Raw genomic sequence first — 23431 nt, 5'->3', positions numbered from 1 at the left:
AACCGCTCAATTCAAAGCAGTGAGCCCAAAGCAGCCAAAAGCATAGGCAGGTAGTCCGATACTCGCCAAATTGCGGCGTCGCTATCGACTCAAGGCGTTCCGTGATAAACTTAGCGAATTTAGTGGGGGAAATCCCGATGGAGTACTACGACCTCGGCGACTATACGCGTAAGATTTCAACATCTTCAGATAACGCTCAGAGGTGGTTCGATCGGGGCTTGGCGTGGACATATGCCTACAATCACGAAGAGGCGATAGTTTGCTTTCAAAAGGCTCTTGCCGCCGACCCCGATTGTGCGATGGCGCATTGGGGCATCGCGTATTGCATCGGACCGAACTACAACAAGCCTTGGGAAACCTTTGAGGACGACGAGAAGCCCGACTGCATCGCATTGGCAAGTGCATCAATCGATGCCGCTACCGCGCTTTTAGATCGATTGACACCGGTTGAACGTGCCCTGATCGAGGCAATTCCGTCCCGCTATCCAACTTCGTCAGATGTCGAAGAATTTAGCCCGTGGAATGACGCCTTCGCTGCTGCAATGCGCAAAGTCCATGCCGAATTCAGCAATGATCTGGACGTGTGCGCCGTCCTTGCCGAGGCTATCATGAACCGGACGCCTTGGCAGCTTTGGGATTTAGCGACCGGGAAGCCAGCCGAAGGCGCAGATACGCTTGAGGCAATTGGCGTGCTCGACACAGCGTTCTCCTCTCTTCCTGGCGCATGGGAACATGCCGGGCTTCTGCACATGTATATTCATCTGATGGAAATGTCCCCGCACCCCGAACGCGCGCTGCGCCATGGCGATGCGCTCAGCACACTGATTCCGGACGCCGGGCACCTACTGCATATGCCTACCCACGTCGACGTTTTGTGCGGTGACTACATGAACGTGGTGCTTCGCAATCAAGCGGCCATCGTTGCCGACAGGAAGTTTCTGGAGCGCGAGGGCCCCAACAACTTCTACTCCGTTTATCGCTGCCACAATTACCACTTCAAGATCTACGGAGCGATGTTCCTTGGCCAACCGAGTGCAGCGATAGAAGCGGCGGAAGAATTGATTGCGACATTACCCGGGGAGACCCTTCGCCCTATGGCCGACTGGTTCGAAGGTTTCATCCCTATGAAGCAACATGTTCTGATCCGGTTCGGACGCTGGCAAGAGATACTCGATCAGGATCTGCCAGTGGATGAAGAGCTTTTCTGCGTCACTACCGCCATGATGCGGTACGCGCGAACCGTTGCCTTGGCGAACCAGCAAAAGATCACTGACGCCGAGAGTGAAAAGGTAAAATTCTATGAAGCTTTGGATCAGGTGCCTGAAACCAGAATGCTGTTCAACAACGCGTGCCGCGACATCTTGAAGGTTGCCGAGCAAATGATGCTAGGTGAGCTAGCGTATCACAAGGGAGAGCACGAGAGCGCTTTCGAGCACCTGCGTAGATCGGTCGAGATTGATGATACGCTACCCTACGACGAACCCTGGGGTTGGATGCAGCCCACTCGGCATGCGCTCGGCGCTCTATTATTGGAGCAAGGCCATATGGTGGAAGCGGAAAGCGTTTATCGCGCCGACCTTGGACTGGATGCAACGCTTAGCCGGGCCTGCCAGCACCCAGGCAATGTCTGGAGCTTGCACGGCTTGTACGAATGCCTGAATCGGCGCGGTGAAACGGTTGAAGCGCCCCAAATAAAACTACAACTGGACAAGGCCGCTGCCCGAGCCGAAGTGCCAATCAGGGCGTCATGTTATTGCCGGCACAAGGCTTTGGCAGCCGAGTAATCGGCTACCAGAAGGACAGTCTGGGTTAAAAGCAACGTCTACTTTATCCGCAATGCGGACTTCAAATCGAGTTGGTCGAATGGCCGCATAGAATCCAAAACTCAAAAATGCAGCGCCCTATCCAATTGCCGCTAGGCACCAACATCGTTGACTCTGCTCTCTTGTGTACTTTATCGCTGGCGTCATGATCGGATCGTTCTTCGCATCGCAGAGCTATTACCCTCAGCTTCGATAGCTGCGGGTTATTCATCATTGGTTTTCCGCTGCCCCTAACAGCGGTCAACAAACAATCGACCTTGTGCCGGGCGGCAAATTCAAAGGTCGATAAATGAACAGCAACAGAAGTCAAAACAAGTCGCTAGGTATCGTGGGGTTTGGTGCGTTCGGACAACTCGCCGCCTTTCATCTCGGTCAGCACTTCGAGATATCGGCCTACGATCCGTCCGCGGACGTCGCCAAGGTCGCAAAGAAACTCGGGGTGCGTCTTTCATCAATGCACTCAGTATTGCAGTCTGATGTGGTCCTCATTTCGGCACCAGTGGCATCATTTGAGCGGGTTGTCAGCGAGATTGCAGTTGCTTGTAAACCTGGCGCGCTGATTGTTGATGTAGGCTCAGTAAAGGTAGTTCCCTCGGAAATCATGCGGCGGCGGCTACCGAACCATGTAGACATAATCGCGACCCACCCCTTGTTTGGTCCTCAGAGTGCTGCGACAGGTATTAAGGGTTTAAAAATTGCCGTCTGCCCCATTCAGGGAAGGCAACATGCCAGACTTGCTGCGTTTTTGCGCAAGACACTGGGTCTGACTGTCATCATCACGACACCAGAAGATCACGACCAAGAAGCGGCAGTAGTCCAAGGGCTCACGCACCTCATCGCCAAAGTGCTTCTGAGAATGGGACCGCTGCCAACGCGTATGACCACGAAGAGTTTTGACTTGCTGTCTGAGGCGATTTCCATGGTTCAGCACGATGCGCCAGAAGTATTCGAAGCGATTGAGAAGGCCAATCCCTACGCCGAGACCGTGCGACGGCAGTTTTTTGATTTGGCCGCAAGTCTGAGTGTAGAGCTGGAGGCAGCAATTGATTAGACCGCCACAACAAAAGCGGACATTGATTAAGCGGCACCCAACGGCAGCTTCGTCCCGCAAAGTACACGTTCAAGCAAGTTGCAGCGAACGACCGCATTGAGCCCAACTTGATCACTCGTCAGGACGCAGCGAATGTCGGGTCTTGCACCTAGCTCATTACGGGGTGAACCCTATGTCACTTAGTCGAGCGCGTTCAGTAAAACCGGTTTGAATGCGTTCGGGAGGGTTGTTTTTATACGTCCCGCACTAACTTCCTTTTTCCGAATTGGACGTTTTTTCGTGCAAACAAAACGAACATAGCACTGCCAAGCGTTACTGAGTGACGGCCACAACAGCCAGACAATCGCCCTGCTTGATCAGGCCGGGGAAATGTCGTGCTGCCAGAATCCCAGTCTCATTTGAAATCACCTTTGAAGGCTTTTGCCCTGACCCATCCAAAGGCCAGATCCTTGCGACGGTGTCACCCTCGGCCACGTCATCCGCGAGATCGAACAACATCTCAAGCATTCCGTCGCAGGGCGAAAAGTGAAAGCAATCGCCACCGGTGGTATCGATCCGAGTCGTGCCAGTGCCAATTAGCTCCCCTTTCAAGATCCCAGCGTGTTTAAGGATGTTTTCTGCACCCCTGCGCGCTATGCCGGCTGAGCGTGCTGTGGCGGAGCCGCCACCGCCGAGCTCGGTGGAGACAAAAATCTTCCCTGCCTCCTCGACCGCTGTGTCATACATGCCGGTGGGGTCGATTTCCTTAAGCGTCATCGAGTATGGAGCGCCGAATGCCTCCATCGCGGCTATGCAAGCTGCCTCTTGGGTTTTGTTGTCCAGCACGTGCGCAGCGGCAAATGGAATGAAGTCCAAGGACTTACCACCAGAATGATAGTCCAGAACAATATCAGCCAAGGGGATGAGCTGGTTCAGGAAGTAGTCTGCAATCTTCTCCGTCACCGTTCCATTCGGTTTGCCGGGAAAGATGCGGTTCAGGTTCAGCCCATCTACCGGCGAGATGCGCCGCGCGGCCCGAAAGGCTGGGTAGTTCATATAAGGTACGATGATCACCCGGCCGCGAATTTCTTCAGCACTCAGGTCATGCGCCAGCGACTGGAGCGCAATTGGGCCTTCGTATTCGTCCCCGTGGTTGGCCCCGGTAAGCAGCGCGGTTGGGCCATCCCCGTTTCGAAACACTGAAATCGGAATTTGTATAAGGCCCCATGCGCTGTCCTCGCGACTGTGCGGAAGAGACAGAAAGCCATGAAACTCCCCGTCCTGATCGAAGGAAACAGTGCTTGAGATCGGATTGGTTGCGGTCATGGTTTGATCATCAGTTTGCGTGGAACTTTGGCGAGCAATTCGGGTTCGCCGTCTCGAATGACAATGCTTTCGGTAATCTCAAAGCCCCATTCGTCCATCCAAAGACCCGTCATAAAGTGAAACGTCATGTTTGGTTCAAGAACCGTTTTGTCACCCGCCCTCAGGCTCATGGTCCTTTCGCCCCAGTCCGGGGGATAAGATAGCCCGATCGGATAGCCTGTTCGGTTGTCTTTCTCGATACCGTGGCGGGACAAAACCGCAAAAAAGGCTTTGGCGATGTCCTCGCAGAGGTTTCCTGCACGGGCTACTTCAAGACCGGCTTCCATCCCCTCTTGAACCGCTTTCTCGGCTTCGAGAAAGTCTTTTGTCGGCTGGCCAAGAAAGACCGTTCTCGATAGCGGGCAATGATATCTGCGATACACGCCCGCGATTTCGAAAAACGTTCCTTCGCCGGTCTTCATGGGCTTGTCATCCCAGGTCAGGTGCGGCGCGGCGGCATCCGCTCCGGAGGGCAAAAGCGGGACAAGCGCGGGATAGTCGCCCCCAGCACCGATCTGGTCGTCATAGCGCAGACCAGCATCGTAAATCTCGGCCACGAGTGAAGACTTTGGAAGACCCGGCTCAACCACTTCGAAGATGCGTTTGTGCATTTTTTCGACAAACCGCCCGGCGACCCGCATATAGTCAAGCTCGGTCTCGGACTTCACGGCACGCTGCCAGTTCACCAACGCTGTTGCATCGGAAAACGAAGCGTCCGGCATACCGTTGGTCAGTGCAGCGTAGGCTTTGGCCGAAAACCAGTAGTTGTCCATCTCGACGCCGATACGCTTTGCGCCCTGACCGCGCTCGGTCAAACGCGCCGCAAGATAATCCATCGGATGGCGCTCGGTGGATTGCACATAGTGGTCCGGGTAGCCAATGATGTCGGCCTCGGGCAGCCATGTTGTGCGCCGCGCGCCTGCAGCATCTTGTCCGCGTCCGAACCAAATCGGGTCGAAATCGGTGCCGACGACGACAGCCTGATGCACATAAAAGGACCAGCCGTCATAACCTGTCAACCACGCCATATTGGACGGGTCCGATATTATGAGCACATCCAGCCCGGCCGCCTCCATTGCGGTTCGGGTCTTGGACAGGCGGCTTGCGAATTCATCGGGCGTGAAGTGGAGTGTGGGTGCATTCATGGTGTTTTTCTTCAGCTGTTGAATGTAGTGCCCGCGCCTTTGGCCTCGGCGCGTTGCCTTGCGAGCGTGGCGATGGCGGTGTCCTGCACGCCAGTGCCTGTCAGATCGGCTATGATAATATCGCTTTCTGACCGCCGACCAGATACATTGCCAATGACGATCTCTCCCAACTCGGCAAATTGCTTTTCGGGAGGAACAACACCTGCGGCAAGGGCGCTGCGCAATTCACCTTTGACGGCGCATTGCGACTGACTGTCCGGTACGTACAGGCCCGCGCGGGCCAGACAGCCCGGTTCCAGCTCGACCTTGTGTTCCTGATCCGATCCCATCGCGATGACCAACTGCCCCGGTCGCAACCAGTCCGACATGACTAGAGGCGTGGAAGAAGGTGTGGTGGTCACCACGATATCCGCCGAAGAGACGGCTACGGCCGCGTCCTCTTTCGCGCTTACGTCGATCCCCATCTCTTCCCGAAGTTCGCTCGCCAGCGCTTCGGCTTTTGTGTTGTCGCGCGCCCAGATCACCGCGCTTGCGATTGGTCGCACGAGAGAAAGGGCCTTTAATTGCAACCTCGCCTGAACTCCGGCCCCGATGACACAGACCCTGCTTGCGTCTTCTTTTGCCAAGTGACGCGCGGCCACGGCGCCGGCGGCTGCGGTGCGGACATCCGTGAGGTAGCCGTTATCAAGCAGCAGAGCTTCGAGAATACCCGTCTTGGAAGAAAACAACACCATCAACCCGGATGTACTTGGCAGGCCCAATTTGGGGTTGTCGAAAAACCCGGGGCTCATCTTCATAGCAAAACTGTCGATGCCGGGAACATAGGCGGACTTCACGCACACTTCGCCATTATGGTCCGGAACCATCAACGTCATGATCGGGGGCATCACGACGCTGCCTCCGGCCAGCACTGCAAACCCCTGTTCAACGCAATCGATCGCGTCGATGTCCAGCGGAACAAGCGTGCGAAGGTCGGCCTCGGTCAGTATTTTGATTTCTGGCAACTCAACTCTCCTGTGCCACATCTACATCTTCACCGGAAATGATCCGATGATGCAGGTTCATATCGATATTCTGCCCCGAAATGACGACGATGCATTTGCCGGGATCTTTGATTTTTCCCGACATCAGCGCGGCAATCCCCACACTGCCCGAGCCTTCGATGACCAGACGATCTTGCCAATAGGCGTGGCGAATGGCTGCGGCAATCTCAGCCTCACTGACCAGAACGATCTCGTCAACAAAGTCGCGGGTCATTGCGAAAGTGTATTCGTTGTCCAGCCCGACCCCACCGCCGAGGCTGTCCGCGAGGGTTGGAAGCTCGGGGACCATAGTGGGCTTGCCCGCCTGTTGGCTTTCATACATGGCGGCACCGCGCTCCATCGAAATACCGATCACGCGGGTCGATGAACTCAGCGCTTTGATGACCATGCCTACCCCAGAAATCAGCCCACCGCCGGATAAGGGGACCAGTACGGTATCGGGATCTGGCGACTGTTCAAGCATCTCAAGCGCCAGTGTACTTTGCCCTGTGATGATCTGAGGGTGGTCAAACGGCGGCAACATAACCATGCCTTCGGCAACGAGTTTGTCGACTTCCAGCTGGGCATCATCCTGCGATCGCCCGACGATACGAACCTCGGCCTCTTCCGCCTTGATCCCGTCCACCTTGTTTTGCGGCACAAGCTCCGACATGCAGATGATGCACCGGACGCCCGCTTGTTTTGCCGCGTATGCTAGACCGCGACCGTGATTGCCGGTGGAGACACCGACTACGCCGTGCGCGCGCTCGGCTTCGGTCAACGACAAGACCGCGTTGGTCGCGCCGCGAAGTTTGAAACTGCCGGTTTTTTGCAGCTGCTCTAATTTGAGTTCGATGGTGCCACCGGTTGTCGCGCTCAGACTGGGTGAGGCGGCAATCGGAGTGGCCCGGACATGGCCAGAAATGCGCTGCCGCGCCGCATGGCTGTCCTGAAGAGTGATTTCAGATTTCATTGCTTATTCCGAGCATGTTACGTCTTAAACAGCAAGCCTCCATGAGGCACGTCAGTGGGTATCTCCAGATGCTTCATGCACCGCCAAACCATCGCCTGATTGGACGTCACAACCGGCTTGCTCAGCCGCTGCTCCAATTCCTCGACACATCCGGCGGCCCGAACGGCGGTGCAGGAAATGAAAAGTGCATCGGCATCATCGGCGCAGGCAGCAACCCCGCCCTCGACAATGCTTTCTTTGGATATACGCGCCATTTCGCGATCGTCAGTCAGCCCGAAACAGGCGGCGTTCACGACGGTTGCGCTGAGTTGTGAGAAATAGGCGGCAAGGGAATCCGTTACATCCTGCGTGTAGGGGGTCAGAACACTGACCTTCCTAACTCCCAGAGCATCGAATGCATCGAAGGCGGCGGAACTTGGGGTCACGCATGGCGCGCCGGGCTTGGCCTTGTTCATGTGTTCGGCCACCGTGTCGTTGCCCAAGACCACAGAGGCGGCGGTGCATCCATAGACCAGAACATCCAGCGCCTCACCCGGCAAAATGTCGGCGGCCGCCGCTGCAAGACGCGGACCGGTGCGCATAAGGCTGTCGTGAGTGGTCGGGTTGTCGAACGTGATACGATTCACATAGACACCAACATCCTCGCCTTGCAGCATCCGCGCAAAGTCCACTTCGGTCGTATGATCCGTAGCCAGGGCGACCAATCCGATACGCTTTGCAACGGGGCGGGCGTCGAGACTGGATGCAACGGATGAAACCGAAGATCTTATGGACAATTCCATTTCTACCTCACACCACAAGTACAGGGCATTGTGCCAGGCTTGTCACTTTGTGTGAGACGCTTCCCAGCAAATACCCTTCGATTGACCCCAAACCACGGCTTCCCATGACGATCAGGTCATTCTTATGCTCTTGCGCGAAGCCAATGATCGTTCGCGCGACCGGCCCGCTTTTGACGAACGCCCGGATGTGCTCGCAGCCCGCCTCCCGGGCGATTGATGCGCCATTTTCCGCGATTTCCTTGGAACGTTCACGCATGATTTCGTCAATGTTATCGGGTTGTTCTACGTCTGTGACATACATTGACCCTTCTAGCACCGAATGGTGCCGGTAGAGGGTCAAAATCGTAAGTTCCGCGCCCGAAAGTTTCGCCAGCTCCGCCGCTTTTTGAAGCGCCGCGACTGCGCCTTCGGACCCGTCAAATGCCGCCAGTATCGATGTAAACATGCGCCAGCCCCCTATTTGCCAAAGGCCACATCGCGCAGGAAAAGCGCCAGTTGTGGGAAGAAGATCAAAAGAACCGAGACGGTAAGAAGCATGAACACAAAAGGTGGCGTTCCACGGATGACCTCAAGATAGGGTCGCTTGAAGACCGCCACCGCCGTGAAGATATCGCAACCAAAGGGCGGAGTTGCTGACCCGATGGCAGCCTGCAACGTGATTAATGTGCCAACCAGGATCGGATCTAGCCCGGTTTGCGCGACAACCGGTGCAAAGATTGGCACAAAGATCAGGATCACCACGATCGGGTCCACGAACATGCAGCCGATGAAGAATGCGATCGCAATTGTGAACAGCACTCCGATCTGACCCATTTGGTCAATTCCAAGTGCCCCCAATAGCTGCTGCGGGATTTGCGCGAAGGACAAAACCCAGGCGAATGCAGCTCCGGCACCCACCAAGATGAATACCACAGCGGTCACCATGCCCGTAGACAGGGCCGTTTGGTAGAGGTCCGTGATTTTCATGGTTCTGAAAATCACGACTTCCAGGAAAAGCGCATAGGCCACGCTGATTGCAGCCGCCTCTGTCGGGCTGAAAATACCGAAGAAAATCCCGCCAATGATCAGCAGGGGAAAACCCAGTGGCCACAGGGCACCACGGATCGCGATCAACCTTTCGCTCCAAGACGCTTTCGGCTCGGTCGGAACATCGTTCAGCTTGGCATAGATGACACTGTAGATCGAAAACATGATCAGGATCAGAATGCCCGGCCCTAGCCCCGCGATGAACAGTTCCGGAATGGATGCTTTTGCCACCACACCATAAATGATCATCCCGATGCTAGGCGGGATCAGAAAAGCGATGTCACTTGAATTCACGATGAGGGCGAGGATGAACGAATCCTTGTAACCGCCTTTGAGCATCCGGGGCCGCAGGGGTGTTCCCACGGCGACGACGGTTGCCTGGGTGGAACCCGACACAGCGCCAAACAAGGCGCAGGCCGTCGCAGTGCTGACCGCCAGACCCCCTCGAATGTGGCGGACAAAGGCCATGACCATATCGATCAAGCGACCCGCTGACTGACCTCGTGTCATGATGTCCGCCGCCAATATGAACATAGGCACGGCAATCAAAGACGCGGGTCGGATTCCCCCAAGCATCTGTTGAACCAGAAACTCGGTCTTTTCGATGGAACCGAACAATTGAACGACACCGATGAACGCCCCGGCGATCAGCGGTACCATCATGGGAAAGCCCAGCAGAAGCAGAACGACCATCACGGAAAACATCAACAGGGCCATCTTAAAGCTCCAATTCCAGTTCCTGTGCATCCACTTCGCGCAGATCCGTGGACAGATAGATTTCCGGCTCTTTGAGATTTTGAAGGCAGGTTAACGCGTACTGAATGCCTGAGACGAGCAGCCCGACAGGTACCCAAAGGAAGCTGAGGTAAACGGGAAATCCAAGCGCAGGATACACGCGCCCCTTCGATTGAATACTGACGATGTATTGCACCGCATACCAAGCCAGAAGCAGCAGCAGGATCGAAGTGACCCCCGTGATGACAATCATCAGAATTTTCCGGACACGGTGCGGCATCGCATCGGAAATGGCCGACATCCGAATATGGCGCCCATGTCGGGCGGCGTATCCAAGCCCGGCAAACGTCACCAACAAAATGAAAATGCTGTTCAGTTCTTCCGCGAAAATGATTGAGTGATTGAACAGAAACCGGCTGATGACATTGGCAATGGTATTCACGGCCATCAGGATCACGCCGATGGCCATGATCACACGTTCCAGCGCGGCAACGCCATTGTCCAAACTGTCGACCAGGCCCGTCACGCCGCTTTTTTTGTCTGGCGTATTGTTCATCGTCTCTCCCCAGTGCCAGCCGACCCGGCGCATCACTTTGATTTTTTAGACGGCCTGCGGGCTCCAGAATTTTGGAAAGGGCCCGCAGTGCACCGCACCGTGAGTGGTTTGGTTCCTCTAGCGCAGCCTATTGCCGCGCCGCTTCCAGATCTTTCTTCATCTGTTCAAAGATAGCCTCACCCCGCGGTCCTGCCCGCTCGATAAATGCAGCTTCCACCAATTTGGCCCGCTCTTTGAACGCTTCGCGCTCTTCGTCCGTCAGGCGCACAATCTTATAGTCGGGATTGGATTCCTGGATCTTTTTCAGGCCAATGGCGTCCAGTTCAACCGCCACATCGAGGATGTAGTCCAAAGCTTCCTGAGATGCCTTTTGAACAAGGGCTTTGTCCTCGTCGCTCAGCCCGTCGTAGAATTCGGCATTTGCCATGACGGCAGTCGTGTATTGTCCGTGACCGGTATAGGTCATGACCTTGGTCAGGTTGTCCAAGTCATAGGCTTCGATCCAGACCGTCGGGTTTTCCTGTCCGTCAACCATGTTGGTCTTTAGGGCCCCGATCAGTTCGCCCCATGGCATGGCAATAGGCGACGCGCCAAAGGCTTTGTATGTCTCCAACAGCAATGGCGACGTCATAGTGCGAATTTTCATGCCTTCCATATCTTCAGGTGTGCGGAATTCTTCCATGGTGGTCACGACCATTTCGCCCTCGGGGAACATGGCCAAAAGCTCCAGACCCTGTTCGCGATAGCTGTCGTGGAACATCTCGTTGACCGCGACGCCCTCTTTGAAGAACTTGCGAACTTCCTGCGGATCTGTCGGCTGAACATACGGCACCAGAAACGCTTCGGCCTCGGGGATCATTGCGCCTGTAAAGCCTGGCGATTGGTCAATGAACTGAAGCAATCCGGCCTGTGCCTGTTCCATGGCATCAGCGGATTCCCCAAGCGAGCCGATGGGAAAAATCTGAACGGTATGATCGGAATTGGCTTCGATCACCTCTTTGAACTTCAGCGCATACATTCCCTGCGGATCAGTCAGCGCCTCTTCCATGGCATAGCGCCAGTTGTCGGCACGGGCCGAGGTCGCTCCGACCAGCATTGCAAGTGCAGACGCCGCTGCAGCAATTTTCTTAATTGTCATGTTTGACTCCCTGTTTCATTGGCGCGTCTCAGGTTGGCCCTGATCGGCCGTTTGTAAGTTCGAGGGCGCATGACAAATCATCCGGCCCTGACGCCGCCAATGCTTTTGTGGAAAATCAAATCATGTCAATTTTTTTATTAAATCATGACAATTTTATCCAGCGTTTCCGTGCAATCTCAAATTGCCAGAAGTGCCGGTTCCGGCGAATTGCCTGCCAAACGAGCAATTATGCTCAATCCTTTTGCAAGCTCTTGCTCTGTCCCGATTCCGACACATATGCGGACAGCTTCCGGTGCGGCCTCTTCTCCGGTCCGAAAATTCGAGGACGCTGCAACCGCGACACCTTCGTTGCGCGCATATTCGACAAAATCCTGCGCTTTCCATGGCTCCGGCAGCGGAAGCCAGACATGCATTCCATACGGCGAAGAAGCAAAATCAAGTGGACCGAACTTTGATCTCACGATTGCGTTTCTGCGGTCGAGATTCTTCCTTTGCCACTTCAAAAGAGTTTGTGCCGTCCCATCAATGATCCAGCGCGTGGCAATCTCGGCCATAAGGGGTGTCGCCATCCAGTTCGTAACAAGATGCCGGTTCCGTGCGGCCGATATCATCGATTCCGGAACCACCAGCCAGCCAAGCCGTAACCCAGGCAGCAGGCATTTGGTCACCCCGGTAAAGTAGAAGGTTTGATCCGGCGCCAGTTCGGCAAACGCCGGAGATCTTGCAGGGTTAATCGGACCCCAGGCGTCGCTTTCGATGATCCAGACACCATACTTTCTTGCGATATCACACAATGCCTGCCTGCGCTCTGCGCTTGCGAAGGCGCAAGTCGGACCGAGCCCGGATGGCATTAGAAACAACGCTTTGACAGCGTCGTTCCTGCAGGCAGTTTCGAATGCCTCGGGCACAATACCCTCTGAGTCAATGGACAGACCCTGCAGGCGCAGACCCAGCGTTGAGGTCAGCGACTTAAGGGTATGGTGACCCAGCGTCTCGGTCACAATCAACTCACCCGGCAAGGCGGCTGTTTGCAACGCGACGCTCATGGCCGCTGTATTGCCGTTTGTCGGAATAATGCGCTCAGGGTCGACCAGCACCCCTCCTGCTGTGATCCAACGCGCAGCTTCTGTCACATGCCGCTCCAAAGTAGAGCGCGGTCGAAACGAAACGAGCGTGCTTTGCGGCAGGTCCCTGGACAGTTCGCTCAGTGTCTGCGCCATACACTGTGCGTGGATGTCACCGGTGACAGGGGCGAGCATCGAGAGGTCAATAATGTTAAAACCACTCGACGTGCGATTCCACGGCACTTGAGCATCTCCATCGCGCCCGCGCACAAAGCTGCCGCGTCCGACCTCTCCGCTGATAAAGCCCAGCCGGCCCAATTCGTCATAAGCACGACTGACTGTCTGAACACTCAGCTCTAGCTCGTAGGACAGCGCCCGATGGGTCGGAAGTTGCGTTCCGGCGGGCAAATCACCGCTCTCAATCGCCTCAACCAGCTTTCTCGCAAGCGAGCGGTAGGCTGGGCGCACCAGATCTTGTTTTTGTATTGGCCATTTTGTCATGATATTATCCTGAATAATACCAAGACAATTGACAAGTACATTCCGATTTCGGATTGGTTTCATATGAGCATTCAACTTGACAATCGGGACCTCGAAATCCTGCGCATCCTGAGCCGCGAGGGTCGGATATCGAAAACCGAGCTCGCCAAGCGCGTGAACCTCTCTCCGACACCCTGTTGGGAGCGCTTGAAGCGGTTGGAGAATTCGGGGCTGATCCGAGGGTACCGAGCTGATATCGAGTTTTCAGCTCTCGGCCCCAGCGTGACGATCTTCGTTACCGTCGAATTGGAACGGCACAAGGCGCAGGATTTCCGTGCTTTCGAAGACACGGTCAATCAGAGCGATGAGGTCACAGCCTGCTGGGCGCTGGGTGGTGGGTTTGACTACATCCTGCAAGTTGTGACGAAAGACGTAGACACTTATCAACGCTTCATAGACACGCTTTTGCACGCCGATCTCGGGCTGGCGCGATACTTCACCTACATCGTCACATCGACCGTCAAGGTCAGCGCACCCCCGTTTGCCGTCCTAGATGGCGCGCAGAAAAAGTGACGCTTTCCCCCGGCTGATTTCAGAGAGATCGTCTGCCCAAAGCCCCACAATCAGAAACACCCTCTGCGGCGTCTCGCGCTAGCAAGGGTGCAGCCCTTGCACAGGAGTTGCACCGATGTTTGCTGAATCCGATCTTACCCGCACGCCAACGGTTGATCTGGCTGATGCGTCACTGCTCAGGCATTTTGCCTATGTCGGCAATCAGTGGATTGCCGGACGCCGCCGAGAAGAATTTGGCGTCACCGATCCGGCCACAGGACATGTGCTGGGCCAGGTCGCCGCGATTGACGGCGAAGACAGCGCAGGTGCGGTCGATGTGGCGCATCGTGCATTTACGTCCTGGGCAAAGTCGCTGCCGCAGGACCGGGCGGAGGTGCTGCGAAAATGGCATGATCTGATTGTTGTGAACCGAGAAGACCTCGCGCAGATCATGACTGCCGAGCAGGGCAAGCCAATCTCGGAGGCTCGCGGCGAAATCGACTATGCTGCATCTTTTGTGGAATTCTACGCAGAGGAAACCCGCAGACCCAATATCGAGGGTGTCACATCGCATCTGAATACGGCCGAGGTCGAACTTTGGCGCGAACCGGTTGGTGTTGCGGCCCTGGTCACACCGTGGAATTTCCCTTGTGCGATGATCACGAGAAAAGCGGCGGCGGCCATAGCTGCGGGTTGCAGCGTGCTTGTCCATCCTTCGAAGGAAACGCCTTTTTCCGCGCTGGCCCTCGCCGAGCTCGCTGATCGTGCGGGACTTCCGGAAGGCGTCTTCAATGTGGTGACCGGAAACCCTGCGGCAGTGGTTGAGCCGTGGTTAAACGACTCGCGTGTACGCGCACTGTCCTTTACCGGCAGCACGGAAATTGGGCGGATGCTCTATGCCCGGTCGGCAGAAACCGTAAAACGGCTGGTCTTGGAACTTGGCGGGCATGCTCCCTTCATCGTTTTCGAAGATGCCGATCTGGACGTCGCGGTCCACGAAGCCATCAACGCAAAATTCGCAACGACCGGGCAGGATTGCCTCGGCGCCAATCGGATCCTTGTTGCCCGTCCCATCTATGATGCCTTTGTCGAGCGTTTCGTCAAAGCCACAGCGGCGCTTTCAATGGATGCGGGGATCAACGATCCAGACCTCGGCCCACTGATGAACGCGGCAGCTGTCGCGAAGCAAATCGAACAGGTCGAAGACGCCGTCGCGCAAGGCGCACACTGCCTGCTCGGAGGGCGGGTATCTGACAAAGGCCCTCTGTTCTTTGAGGCCACTGTCCTAAGCAACGTACCGACAAGCGCAAAGATCTTCCACGAAGAGACATTTGGCCCGGTGGCAGCGATTGCGCCCTTCGATAACGAGGACGAGGCCGTCGAGATCGCAAATGCGACAGAATACGGGCTGGTCGCGTATGTCCACACGCAGGACCCTCGTCGGATTTACCGCACCAGCCGGGCCTTGCAGTTCGGCATGGTTGCCGTGAACCGGACCAAAATTACCGGCGCGCCGATCCCTTTCGGCGGCGTCAAACAATCCGGGCTTGGCCGCGAAGGTGCGAGACAAGGGCTCGAGGCTTTCACAGAAATCAAATATGTCTGCCGCGACTGGGCGTGACAAAGGCGAGGAACAAAACAATGCTGACGAATGATCAACTGGCCGCATGGGATCGCGAGAATTTCTTTCACCCCTCAACGCATTTGGCGAACCATGCGCGCGGCGACACGCCGTCTCGTGTCATCACGGGCGGGGAAGGTGTGTATATCGAAGACCGGGATGGCAAGCGTATGCTGGACGCGTTTGCCGGGCTTTATTGCGTCAACGTCGGCTATGGACGACAGGAAATAGCCGAAGCAATTGCCGAACAAGCCAAAGAGCTGGCTTACTATCACGCCTATGTCGGCCATGGCACCGAGGCGTCGATCACACTTGCCAAAATGATCCTGGATCGCGCGCCGGATCACATGTCCAAGGTATATTTCGGACTGGGTGGTTCCGACGCCAATGAGACCAACGTCAAGCTTGTCTGGTACTACAACAACATTCTTGGCCGCCCTGAAAAGAAGAAGATCATCAGCCGGTGGCGCGGCTACCACGGGTCGGGGCTGATGACCGGATCACTCACCGGGCTGGAACTCTTCCACAAGAAATTCGACCTCCCGCTCGCTCAGGTCATTCACACCGAAGCGCCGTATTACCTGCGCCGCCCCGAGGCCGGTATGAGCGAACAGGAATTCTCCGACTGGTGCGCCACGCGCCTCGAAGACCTGATCCTCGCCGAAGGGCCCGACACGATTGCTGCGTTCATCGGAGAACCCATTCTTGGAACCGGCGGGATCGTCCCGCCGCCTGATGGGTATTGGGCTGCCATTCAGGAGGTTTTGAACAAATACGATATTCTGCTGATCGCGGACGAGGTCGTCACCGGCTTCGGGCGGCTCGGCAGCATGTTCGGCTCAACGCATTATGGGCTGCAGCCGGATATTATCACCATTGCCAAAGGCCTGACCTCGGCCTATGCGCCGCTATCCGGTTCGATTGTGTCCGAGAAGGTATGGTCTGTGCTGGAACAGGGAACAGACGAAAACGGCCCCATTGGTCACGGATGGACGTACTCGGCCCATCCCATTGGGGCGGCCGCTGGAATTGCCAATCTGCAGCTGATCGACACGCTGGATCTGGTGAGCAACGCAGGTACCACCGGCGCCTATCTGAATGCCGAGATGCAAAAGGCCTTGGGTTCCCATCCAAACGTCGTTGAAATTCGCGGCGAGGGTATGCTCTGCGCCGTCGAATTCGCGCGTGATCCTTCATCCCGGTCGTTCTTCGAGCCCGGCAAAGGTGTCGGCGCAAAAGTCGCCGGAGCACTCTTGGCAGAAGGCGTCATCGCACGAGCGATGCCGCAGGGCGACATACTGGGCTTCGCCCCTCCCCTATGCCTCACGCGCGAAGAGGCCGACAGGGTTGTCGAGGCAACACGCCGAGCCGTTGCTTCCACCGACTTTGCATAGGTCCATCGTTTCGTTGCTGCCACAGAGTCTTAAGTAGAACGTGCTGGGCGCAAGGGCCAATTGAAACTCGACGCCTCGGTAGCTCTTGGGTTCACTTTGAACCGCAATTGCGACCGTCGACGCGTTTGAAAGGACACGCGCCCTGTGGCCTTTTGTGCTGACATTGCTGTGCTCTCTTCAACCGTGGTTGTGAACCAGGCTCCATAAAGCGGTCGTTGGACCAATGGCCTGTCTGTCCGCAAGGCAGACATTCACTGAATTCTGCCGAACGTCTGTACCGAGCCCAAAGCGGACACCGAAAAAATGCCAGACGACGCCAAAAAGTAGCGTCGCCCGATAGTCGCGGCTGTCGCTTTATTCTACCAGTTCCAGATCACCGGGACGCCAGGTCTTGTCGAACCAAGGCTCGAGCGGGCCGTAGAGGCGCATCATCACGTTGAAGCTTTGCCCGGGCATGGTTTGCGCCCAGTTGTTCTCCCAACCTTCCGGGGCTTCTGGACCAAAATAGATGCTGGTACTCCCATCCTCATTTGGCTTTATCCCCGATCTATTAGAGTCGATACCGCCGGATTGCTGGTCAGTTTCAAGGATTGACCGAGTCTGTCCGCTATACAACATAAACGACGCAAAGTTTTTGGCGGGAACCGGCGCCGGGAGCGTTACCTTATAGGTTTTTGAGCCGTCAAGGTACTGTCCGTTGTTATCTCGCGCAGTCATCGCGTAGACAGACCCCGTCCCGACCGGTGGCGAGGTCATCGCAGGCGTTATGCCCGTTGCCATATAGAAAAAGTACGACCGATCATCGAGGATGCGCGCGCCGTCCTCAAAAAACTGATAGCTCTGGCGTTGGAACGGTGAGTTCCATTGCCGGTCTTCATAAAAGAAAACTCCCGGATCGCGCGAGGCATACGTAATCGCTCGCACCGTGGCGTTTGCTATCGCTGCTGCCTCCTTGAAAATGGCCTGCATACGGGCATCGGGTTCAAAGGGCTCGCCCTTCCTGATCCCAATGGAGGCAAATGTCCCCACAATTTCCGGATTGAATGCACCAATTGGGTTGTTTTCGAGCGCTATGTGGATCTCTTCAAAAAAGTCCTCGTTGTTTGCGTGAACAGTATTGTGTTGAACACCGGAGATATTCAGGAAAGTTTCCGCGGGAGGATTGTCCGCTTCACTAAGCGGATAGATATTCAGACCCGCCTTGATCTCGGCAACAGGACCAGCCGTATCTCCGTCTGCGTCTGGCGACCGTCTTAGCAACAACCAGTGCTCATATGTCTTTGTGCGTAGTTCGAAGTAGCCCTCGGGCACCGGCGTTTCATCGTCGTTGTGAAAAAGTAGATACTTGCCACCTTCTCCCTTATCCGCGCCAAGCGCCCCGATATCCGTCACATAGTCAAACGCGGCGTCATCAAGCAACCCAAGCAGGCCTGCCGGAACCTCAATCACCATCGGGCCATCCGAGATATCGACATTCGAACCAATGTAGATTGTGGTTGTATTGGGCGTCAGCCAGATGGACCGCGCGTCCAGCAGGTCTTCTGCAATCACGACGTCATTGGGATTGACGCCCAAGTCTTCGTACCCCTGAAACATAGCCCGAAGCGAAGCGATCTTCATGCCATCCAGGAAAGCCGTCGTTGCTCTGATCAGATCAAGGTTGTCGAAGACTTTCTCCACCGTCTCAGGTGATGGCATACCATCGAAGAATTCAAGATCACCAAGCGTCTGGGTCTCGACCCTGTCTGGTGTAAGAACATTCTCAGGCACGTCGGCTTTGAACTCTTGGGCTGAAGATTGCGATGCGAGTACTAGGGCGGACAGCAAGGAAACTGACTTTGCTTTCATCATTACCTCCATCGGGAATTTTGGTGTTGTGATCAGTTTACTTTTTCGAGATCTCCCAGCATCCAGCCACTCTCCAACCAACCGTCTTGCGGCCCGTAAAGACGGAATAACAGGAAGTACGGCTCTGTGGTTGGTATCCAGTTGCCTTCCTTTCCGTCCGGCGCCTCTGGGCCAAAATAGATGTCGTAGGAGCCGTCTTCATTGGCCTGCATCGCATCAGTGTCGCGCTCGGACAAACCGACAGGATCAACGTTCCGAATGAAGCTCTTGGTCTCCATCGAATAAACAATCACGGACCAGAAATCGTCGGCAGGTGTATCCGCTGGTACGTTCAGTTTATAGGTCTGATTGTGATCGTACATTTCCCCGTCGCTGTCGCGCAGGCCTGTCAGATAAAATGTACCTCCGCCCAGTTGTTTCGGCAGGTATGTAATCCAGAAATAACTGCCGCCCGCACGCGCATCCACAAGGACTTCGGTCTCAGTCTCATAGGGGAAACCAGCCTCGGGTTGACCTTCGGCGAAGTCCCAAATCAGCCACTGGCTCCTCATCTCGCCGCTATCGTCGACCCACAGTGGGATCATGGCTTTCCCAGGCGTCACAAAGTAATTCTGCATCGAGGCATATGCGAGCAGCAAGCCCTCGTTCATTGCCTGCATCTGAAGTTCACTTGGCTCGAAAGGCTTTCCCTTCTCGATCCCGAAATCTTTCAGAAAATTCACCATAACCTTGTCTTGTGAACGTATCGGGTTGTTTTGAACGTAATCGTTCAAGTCCTGAAAAAAGGTCTCGTTGTAGTAAGGAAGCGAGTCGTACGGCACTTCTGACGCTTCGAGATAGTTGTTGGGTGGCGGATTGTCGGCCTCAGACAGGTAGTACACTTTGATCGTCTGAGCGTAGTCGGCCGCATCGGCGTCCGTTCCGCCATTCGTCAGTTTTGGCCGGAACGAAAAACCATACTCGTAGGTATCTGTTTCAAAGGGAAGGTATCCCGCCTCAGTTAATTCCTCTAGCGACTTACCCCCTTCATAGCCCGGGGGTAGCATGAGATATTTGCCGCCGGCACCTTCATCGAAGCCGTCCGGACCAACGTCCACAATCGGAACATCCCAGGCATTCACGATTGTACCGAAGTAGTTCACCTTATCGGTCGCAGCGGGTACTTCAATGACAAGGGGGCCGGGTTCGGAGGTCATTGAAGCCCAAGCATAGGCCGTAACATCGTTGGCCGTAAGAAACCCATGTTTGGAGTCGAACGGCTTGTTGAGGTAAATGACGTCGTTGTAGTCGCCACCGAGGTCGCGGCGAATCCCCTTCAGGAAATCGATCATACCAGCGGCAGGCATTCCCCAGATCGCCGTCTGAGTGGCGCGCTGCACCATGATCTGGTATTCGATGTCCTCGACCTCGGCCGATCGCGCAAGGATGTCGCCCGTGTCGTTAAAGGACTGGGAGAGAACGGGTGAAGCAGAAATACCTATGCCGAGTACCATGCCCAAAAGATGCATCGACAAACCGCTGTGTGATGGCCGAAGTATTTTCATATCGCAACGCTCCCTGCTGTTTAGGGCAAGCTTGCACATCCGATTGGCGGATGCGTATCATTTCACGACACACGGGCGAACAAGCGGGTTGACGGATTGAACTTACCACCGATGATTTCGGCTAAGGCATTGGGCGCGATGCCACAGTTTGTGTTTGAGGCCGCTGGCGAGCGACGCTTGTTGCGTGCTTTTGATGCGGCCGATCTTCCTATTCACTTCATTGAAGAAAGAGGCGGTTACATCTCGGAACATGCCTTGGCGACCTTTGTGCATGAAGCCGCACGATCCGCGGGACAACAAAACATCGGATTGTTGTGGTCACCGTATCTCACCGTCGCTGACTACGGCGCCTGGGGGAGTTACGTTCTTTCTGCTCCAACGCTGGGGGCAGCGCTAGTACGAGCTTCTGCCGTCATGCCATTTCATTCGTCCGCAGATCGCGCGTGGCTAGAAACTTCGGGCACAAGCGCGCGCTACTGTTATCGTTTTGGACTTCGCTCGCATTTCGCGTATCCGGACATCGGTTTCTCGGCCGTTGGGGTTTTTTTGAGCATATTCCGCGGGTATTTAGGAAACGACTGGAAACCATCGGCCGTGCTCTTGGACTTCCCGAAAGTTCCTGGATTTGTCGAGGCAGAAGACACCTACGCTTGTCCTGTAATCTGGAACGCCACCCGGCTTGGGGTTGAGTTTGAAGCATCGGCTTTGCGAGCCGAAGCCACGCCCAAAAAACTTAGCGGCGGGTCGACAACTGTCGGAGATATTTCTCGCGAACGATTGGGCGGCCCACCTCAAACACTTAGAGGACAAGTCGAGGAAGTGGTTTGGCAACAACTTCATCGGGAGGAAATGTCGATTGATGCCACCGCGCGTTCGCTCGATCTTGGCGTTCGCACACTACAACGTAAGTTAGCAAGCGAAGGGGTTCGTTTTCGCGAAATCGTCAACGATGTCAGATTAGCAAGGGCCGAGGAACTCCTTACAGATACGCATGAGACCGTCTCCAGTATCTCCTCCATGCTAGGATATGAAACCGCAAACAATTTCAGCCGCGCATTTAAAAAGGTAACGGGATTGGCACCCTCCGACTATCGCCAAAGGAATTCCGGTCAAAATTGAATTGTCGTCTGCAAAAGCAAGCCGTTGGCCTCCGCATTGCTCGCAAATATAAGTTAAGGTTAGATGCGGCGAGCGACCGCGTCCAACCCGAGTAAGAAGCGAAGTTAAAAGAGTTCGATCGCTTATCATGTTTGCTCTCAGGACCAACAAACACTGTGCATTGGAGCAACTACAACGCTACAGAGTAGTTGCTTGTGGAGGTGATTTTAGTCAGTTGCCCCGCGTCGATTACCCTGGGATAGGATCAACGCGGGGCTGTAGGAAAGTGCTAGGTAATCAAAATGATGCCCGCACTCACTACGGGAAGCATTCTAATATTTCGATACTTGATTTAATTATGAATCCAATTTGAATATTCGATAGCTCCAACTGCTTCAAGAGTCGGAGCATGCAATGCGAACACCCCTCGAATTAGAGAGCGTTGATCGCGAGTTTCCCGAGCACCTTCTCAGAATTGGTTAGTGGGTTATATCGGTTGGTCCATTTTTTGCATCTATTCCAAGCAGTTACTTAAAAGAACCCACGTGATGGAAAATACTTCTGTAAATGCATAGCCGAGCATTTGTAGTTCTGTTTTCGGTGCAGCCTCTAGTCTTTTCCAGACACGAACCAAAGAAATTAGCGAAAAAAACCACGGTCGTTCAAGGGATGGGAGAGGACCGTGGGTAACAGTTAGGGGTATGATCCGAACGAAACCATCATGAGTTTGGATCAAAACGCCCTTAAAAGCTTTGTATTTTGAAAGAAGAGCTTGCGAGTTCTTCAGGCACTAGGTGTTCACTGACGTTCCGCAGGGCTTTTCGAGCAGCTGTTTGCGGGAGACGCTTTTACCCGTTGAAATGAATTCACATCGAAATATTTGCTTTTGTTGCGTCGTAGATAGCTTCGCGACGCATCGTTTTATTGGGAGGAATACATGAAATATGCTGCCATTTTTGCCGCCGTGGCAATCTCCGCTTATGCAACTGTTGCCGTTGCCAAAGACCCGGTTCCGGCAAGTAGCGACAACTTCGAGATTTACAGTGAGGTTGAAGGTTGGACGGTTTATGCCGACAACGACTCTGGTACATGCCTGATAGAAAAAGTCTTCGAGAGCGGGAACGTCATGCAAATGGGTCTAACCAAAAACCAAAAACACGGTTACTTGGGAGTATTCACGCAAGCTGACATCGACATCAAAAACCGTCAAAAAATAGAAATAGAAATTGACGAATTCGTGTATGAAGGTCGCGCAAAAGGCATAAAAAGCAAGAAGCTAGCGGATGACTACTCTGGTGGCTATATCGTTGTAAAGGACGCGAATATGGCGACTGCCGTGGCCGAAGGACAGACTTTGATCGCATTTCCAAAGAAGTCCGCAAATTTCATTGTGGACCTAACTGGTACGAAGAAGGCTATGGAAGAAGGGCGTAAATGCAACCTTGCACTTGCCAGCTAACTTAGGCCGTTGCTCAACCTCAAAAAAGTTGAGTCGCCCTTTTGTCAAAGTCTTAGTGGCCCCGCAGTTTGCGGGGTCATTTATTCGTCATTTCTTGTCTCTTCGCCTCAAGCTTATGGTTAGCTAGCCCAAACTGGTGCGGGCGTTGTCTGGAAAGCAACGAATTTTGGTTTATCCGAGTGAGTGGCCAGATCGAGTGCGATTTTCAAACAAGGCAACGCGGTCTACTATTGCCCGTGTCTGCTTTGTCCGCATTGCGGTCGCTCGCGATACTTGGGCGAACGTCTGCAGCGAGCCCAAGGCAGAAGTGCTCCATCTCTGAAACTTGCAGGCGCAGCAAACTAATCGGCAAATTTATAAGCCACACCGCAGAAAGAAAAGCGGTCGTTCATTCACTGCGCAACGAGTTTTCGGATGCCTGTGTCCGAGTTGCAGACCTTGCGAACTTACAGCCCGAACGGAACATTCGCTATATAGTTCTGCTCCTTTGCTGCTTCTGCATTTCCAATTCGTTTTGATTTCGGATCAGCAATAGTGAGAAAGGCGGGCTCCAGCGCGAAATCGATCAGTCTTTCTAATACTTCTACATTTCATTTTGCTGCATGGTTGATGGTTGCACAGCAACTCAAACACCATCTAGATTTAAGCAAAACTGAGTAATTGAGGCTGCACCACATTTAGGAGAGACCGATACGATGCTAGGCTCCAGACTCATTAAATTACAGCCAGAACAGGACGGTAGCTGCGAGTGCGATTGCGGATAGGAAGACCTTCGG

General features: G+C 54.7%; 19 protein-coding genes. 7 read left to right on the top strand and 12 right to left on the bottom strand.

Translation table 11 applies throughout. The features are described from left to right. Nucleotides 1-137: 137 nt before the first annotated feature. Together AC2FFA_RS09445 and AC2FFA_RS09440 are read left to right on the top strand one after the other, a co-directional pair. On the top strand, nt 138-1784 hold the full coding sequence (locus AC2FFA_RS09445; RefSeq protein WP_496851373.1) for a hypothetical protein: 1647 nt from the start codon (nt 138-140) through the stop codon (nt 1782-1784). A 328-nt stretch (nt 1785-2112) separates the two neighbouring features. Further along, the gene (locus AC2FFA_RS09440; protein ID WP_496851371.1) at nt 2113-2874 is read left to right on the top strand and encodes a prephenate dehydrogenase/arogenate dehydrogenase family protein; all 762 of its coding nucleotides are present in this window, start codon (nt 2113-2115) and stop codon (nt 2872-2874) included. Between the two features lie 312 nt (nt 2875-3186). On the opposite strand, the gene doeB is transcribed toward AC2FFA_RS09440, so the two are convergent. The 10 genes from doeB to ehuR form a co-directional block, all read right to left on the bottom strand. Further along, the gene (gene doeB, locus AC2FFA_RS09435; protein ID WP_496851369.1) at nt 3187-4179 is read right to left on the bottom strand and encodes a N(2)-acetyl-L-2,4-diaminobutanoate deacetylase DoeB; all 993 of its coding nucleotides are present in this window, start codon (nt 4177-4179) and stop codon (nt 3187-3189) included. After that, entirely contained in the window at nt 4176-5363 is a 1188-nt protein-coding gene (doeA, locus tag AC2FFA_RS09430) for an ectoine hydrolase DoeA (RefSeq protein ID WP_496851367.1), read from the bottom strand. The genes doeB and doeA overlap by 4 nt, the downstream gene beginning before the upstream one ends. Before the next feature lie 11 nt (nt 5364-5374). Then, nucleotides 5375-6367, bottom strand: coding sequence for an ectoine utilization protein EutC (gene eutC / locus AC2FFA_RS09425; RefSeq protein ID WP_496851365.1), 993 nt, complete (start codon nt 6365-6367; stop codon nt 5375-5377). A gap of 1 nt (nt 6368) precedes the next feature. Next, the gene (gene eutB, locus AC2FFA_RS09420; protein ID WP_496851364.1) at nt 6369-7358 is read right to left on the bottom strand and encodes a hydroxyectoine utilization dehydratase EutB; all 990 of its coding nucleotides are present in this window, start codon (nt 7356-7358) and stop codon (nt 6369-6371) included. Nucleotides 7359-7375: 17 nt separating this feature from the next. Further along, nucleotides 7376-8140 carry an ectoine utilization protein EutA gene (eutA, locus tag AC2FFA_RS09415; protein ID WP_496851362.1) on the bottom strand — a complete coding sequence of 255 codons (765 nt, stop codon included), beginning with the start codon at nt 8138-8140 and terminating at the stop codon, nt 7376-7378. Nucleotides 8141-8147: 7 nt separating this feature from the next. Then, the gene (locus tag AC2FFA_RS09410; RefSeq protein WP_209226310.1) at nt 8148-8585 is read right to left on the bottom strand and encodes a universal stress protein; all 438 of its coding nucleotides are present in this window, start codon (nt 8583-8585) and stop codon (nt 8148-8150) included. Nucleotides 8586-8596: 11 nt separating this feature from the next. Further along, the gene (locus tag AC2FFA_RS09405; protein WP_496851360.1) at nt 8597-9883 is read right to left on the bottom strand and encodes a TRAP transporter large permease; all 1287 of its coding nucleotides are present in this window, start codon (nt 9881-9883) and stop codon (nt 8597-8599) included. 1 nt (nt 9884) lies between these two features. Continuing rightward, a complete protein-coding gene (locus tag AC2FFA_RS09400; protein ID WP_496851358.1) occupies nt 9885-10457 on the bottom strand; it encodes a TRAP transporter small permease in 573 nt (190 codons plus the stop codon). A 127-nt stretch (nt 10458-10584) separates the two neighbouring features. Next, nucleotides 10585-11595: a TRAP transporter substrate-binding protein DctP gene (gene dctP / locus AC2FFA_RS09395; RefSeq protein WP_496851357.1), complete on the bottom strand. Its 1011-nt coding sequence runs from the start codon at nt 11593-11595 to the stop codon at nt 10585-10587. Nucleotides 11596-11771: 176 nt separating this feature from the next. Continuing rightward, nucleotides 11772-13160, bottom strand: a complete 1389-nt coding sequence (gene ehuR, locus AC2FFA_RS09390) for a MocR-like ectoine utilization transcription factor EhuR (RefSeq protein WP_496851355.1) — start codon at nt 13158-13160, stop codon at nt 11772-11774. A gap of 69 nt (nt 13161-13229) precedes the next feature. Between ehuR and AC2FFA_RS09385 the strand changes: the two genes are divergently transcribed. From AC2FFA_RS09385 to AC2FFA_RS09375, 3 genes are all read left to right on the top strand, one after another. Then, complete coding sequence (locus tag AC2FFA_RS09385; RefSeq protein ID WP_496851673.1) at nt 13230-13712, top strand: Lrp/AsnC family transcriptional regulator; 483 nt, start codon at nt 13230-13232, stop codon at nt 13710-13712. A 115-nt stretch (nt 13713-13827) separates the two neighbouring features. Beyond that, nucleotides 13828-15312: an NAD-dependent succinate-semialdehyde dehydrogenase gene (locus AC2FFA_RS09380; protein ID WP_496851354.1), complete on the top strand. Its 1485-nt coding sequence runs from the start codon at nt 13828-13830 to the stop codon at nt 15310-15312. Nucleotides 15313-15332: 20 nt separating this feature from the next. Continuing rightward, nucleotides 15333-16706, top strand: coding sequence for an aspartate aminotransferase family protein (locus AC2FFA_RS09375; RefSeq protein ID WP_496851353.1), 1374 nt, complete (start codon nt 15333-15335; stop codon nt 16704-16706). A 354-nt stretch (nt 16707-17060) separates the two neighbouring features. On the opposite strand, the gene AC2FFA_RS09370 is transcribed toward AC2FFA_RS09375, so the two are convergent. Further along, nucleotides 17061-18635, bottom strand: coding sequence for a DUF1254 domain-containing protein (locus tag AC2FFA_RS09370; RefSeq protein ID WP_496851351.1), 1575 nt, complete (start codon nt 18633-18635; stop codon nt 17061-17063). Next, on the bottom strand, nt 18587-20098 hold the full coding sequence (locus AC2FFA_RS09365) for a DUF1214 domain-containing protein (protein ID WP_496851349.1): 1512 nt from the start codon (nt 20096-20098) through the stop codon (nt 18587-18589). The genes AC2FFA_RS09370 and AC2FFA_RS09365 overlap by 49 nt, the downstream gene beginning before the upstream one ends. 96 nt (nt 20099-20194) lie before the next feature. Between AC2FFA_RS09365 and AC2FFA_RS09360 the strand changes: the two genes are divergently transcribed. Next, nucleotides 20195-21217 carry a helix-turn-helix domain-containing protein gene (locus AC2FFA_RS09360; protein ID WP_496851348.1) on the top strand — a complete coding sequence of 341 codons (1023 nt, stop codon included), beginning with the start codon at nt 20195-20197 and terminating at the stop codon, nt 21215-21217. A gap of 916 nt (nt 21218-22133) precedes the next feature. Further along, entirely contained in the window at nt 22134-22655 is a 522-nt protein-coding gene (locus AC2FFA_RS09355; RefSeq protein WP_496851346.1) for a hypothetical protein, read from the top strand. The last annotated feature ends 776 nt before the right edge of the window (nt 22656-23431 follow it).

This window comes from Ruegeria sp. YTSB088, from assembly GCF_059609825.1.
The sequence above is the reverse complement of the archived record's forward strand: the minus strand, read 5'-3'. Positions and strand labels throughout refer to the sequence as shown.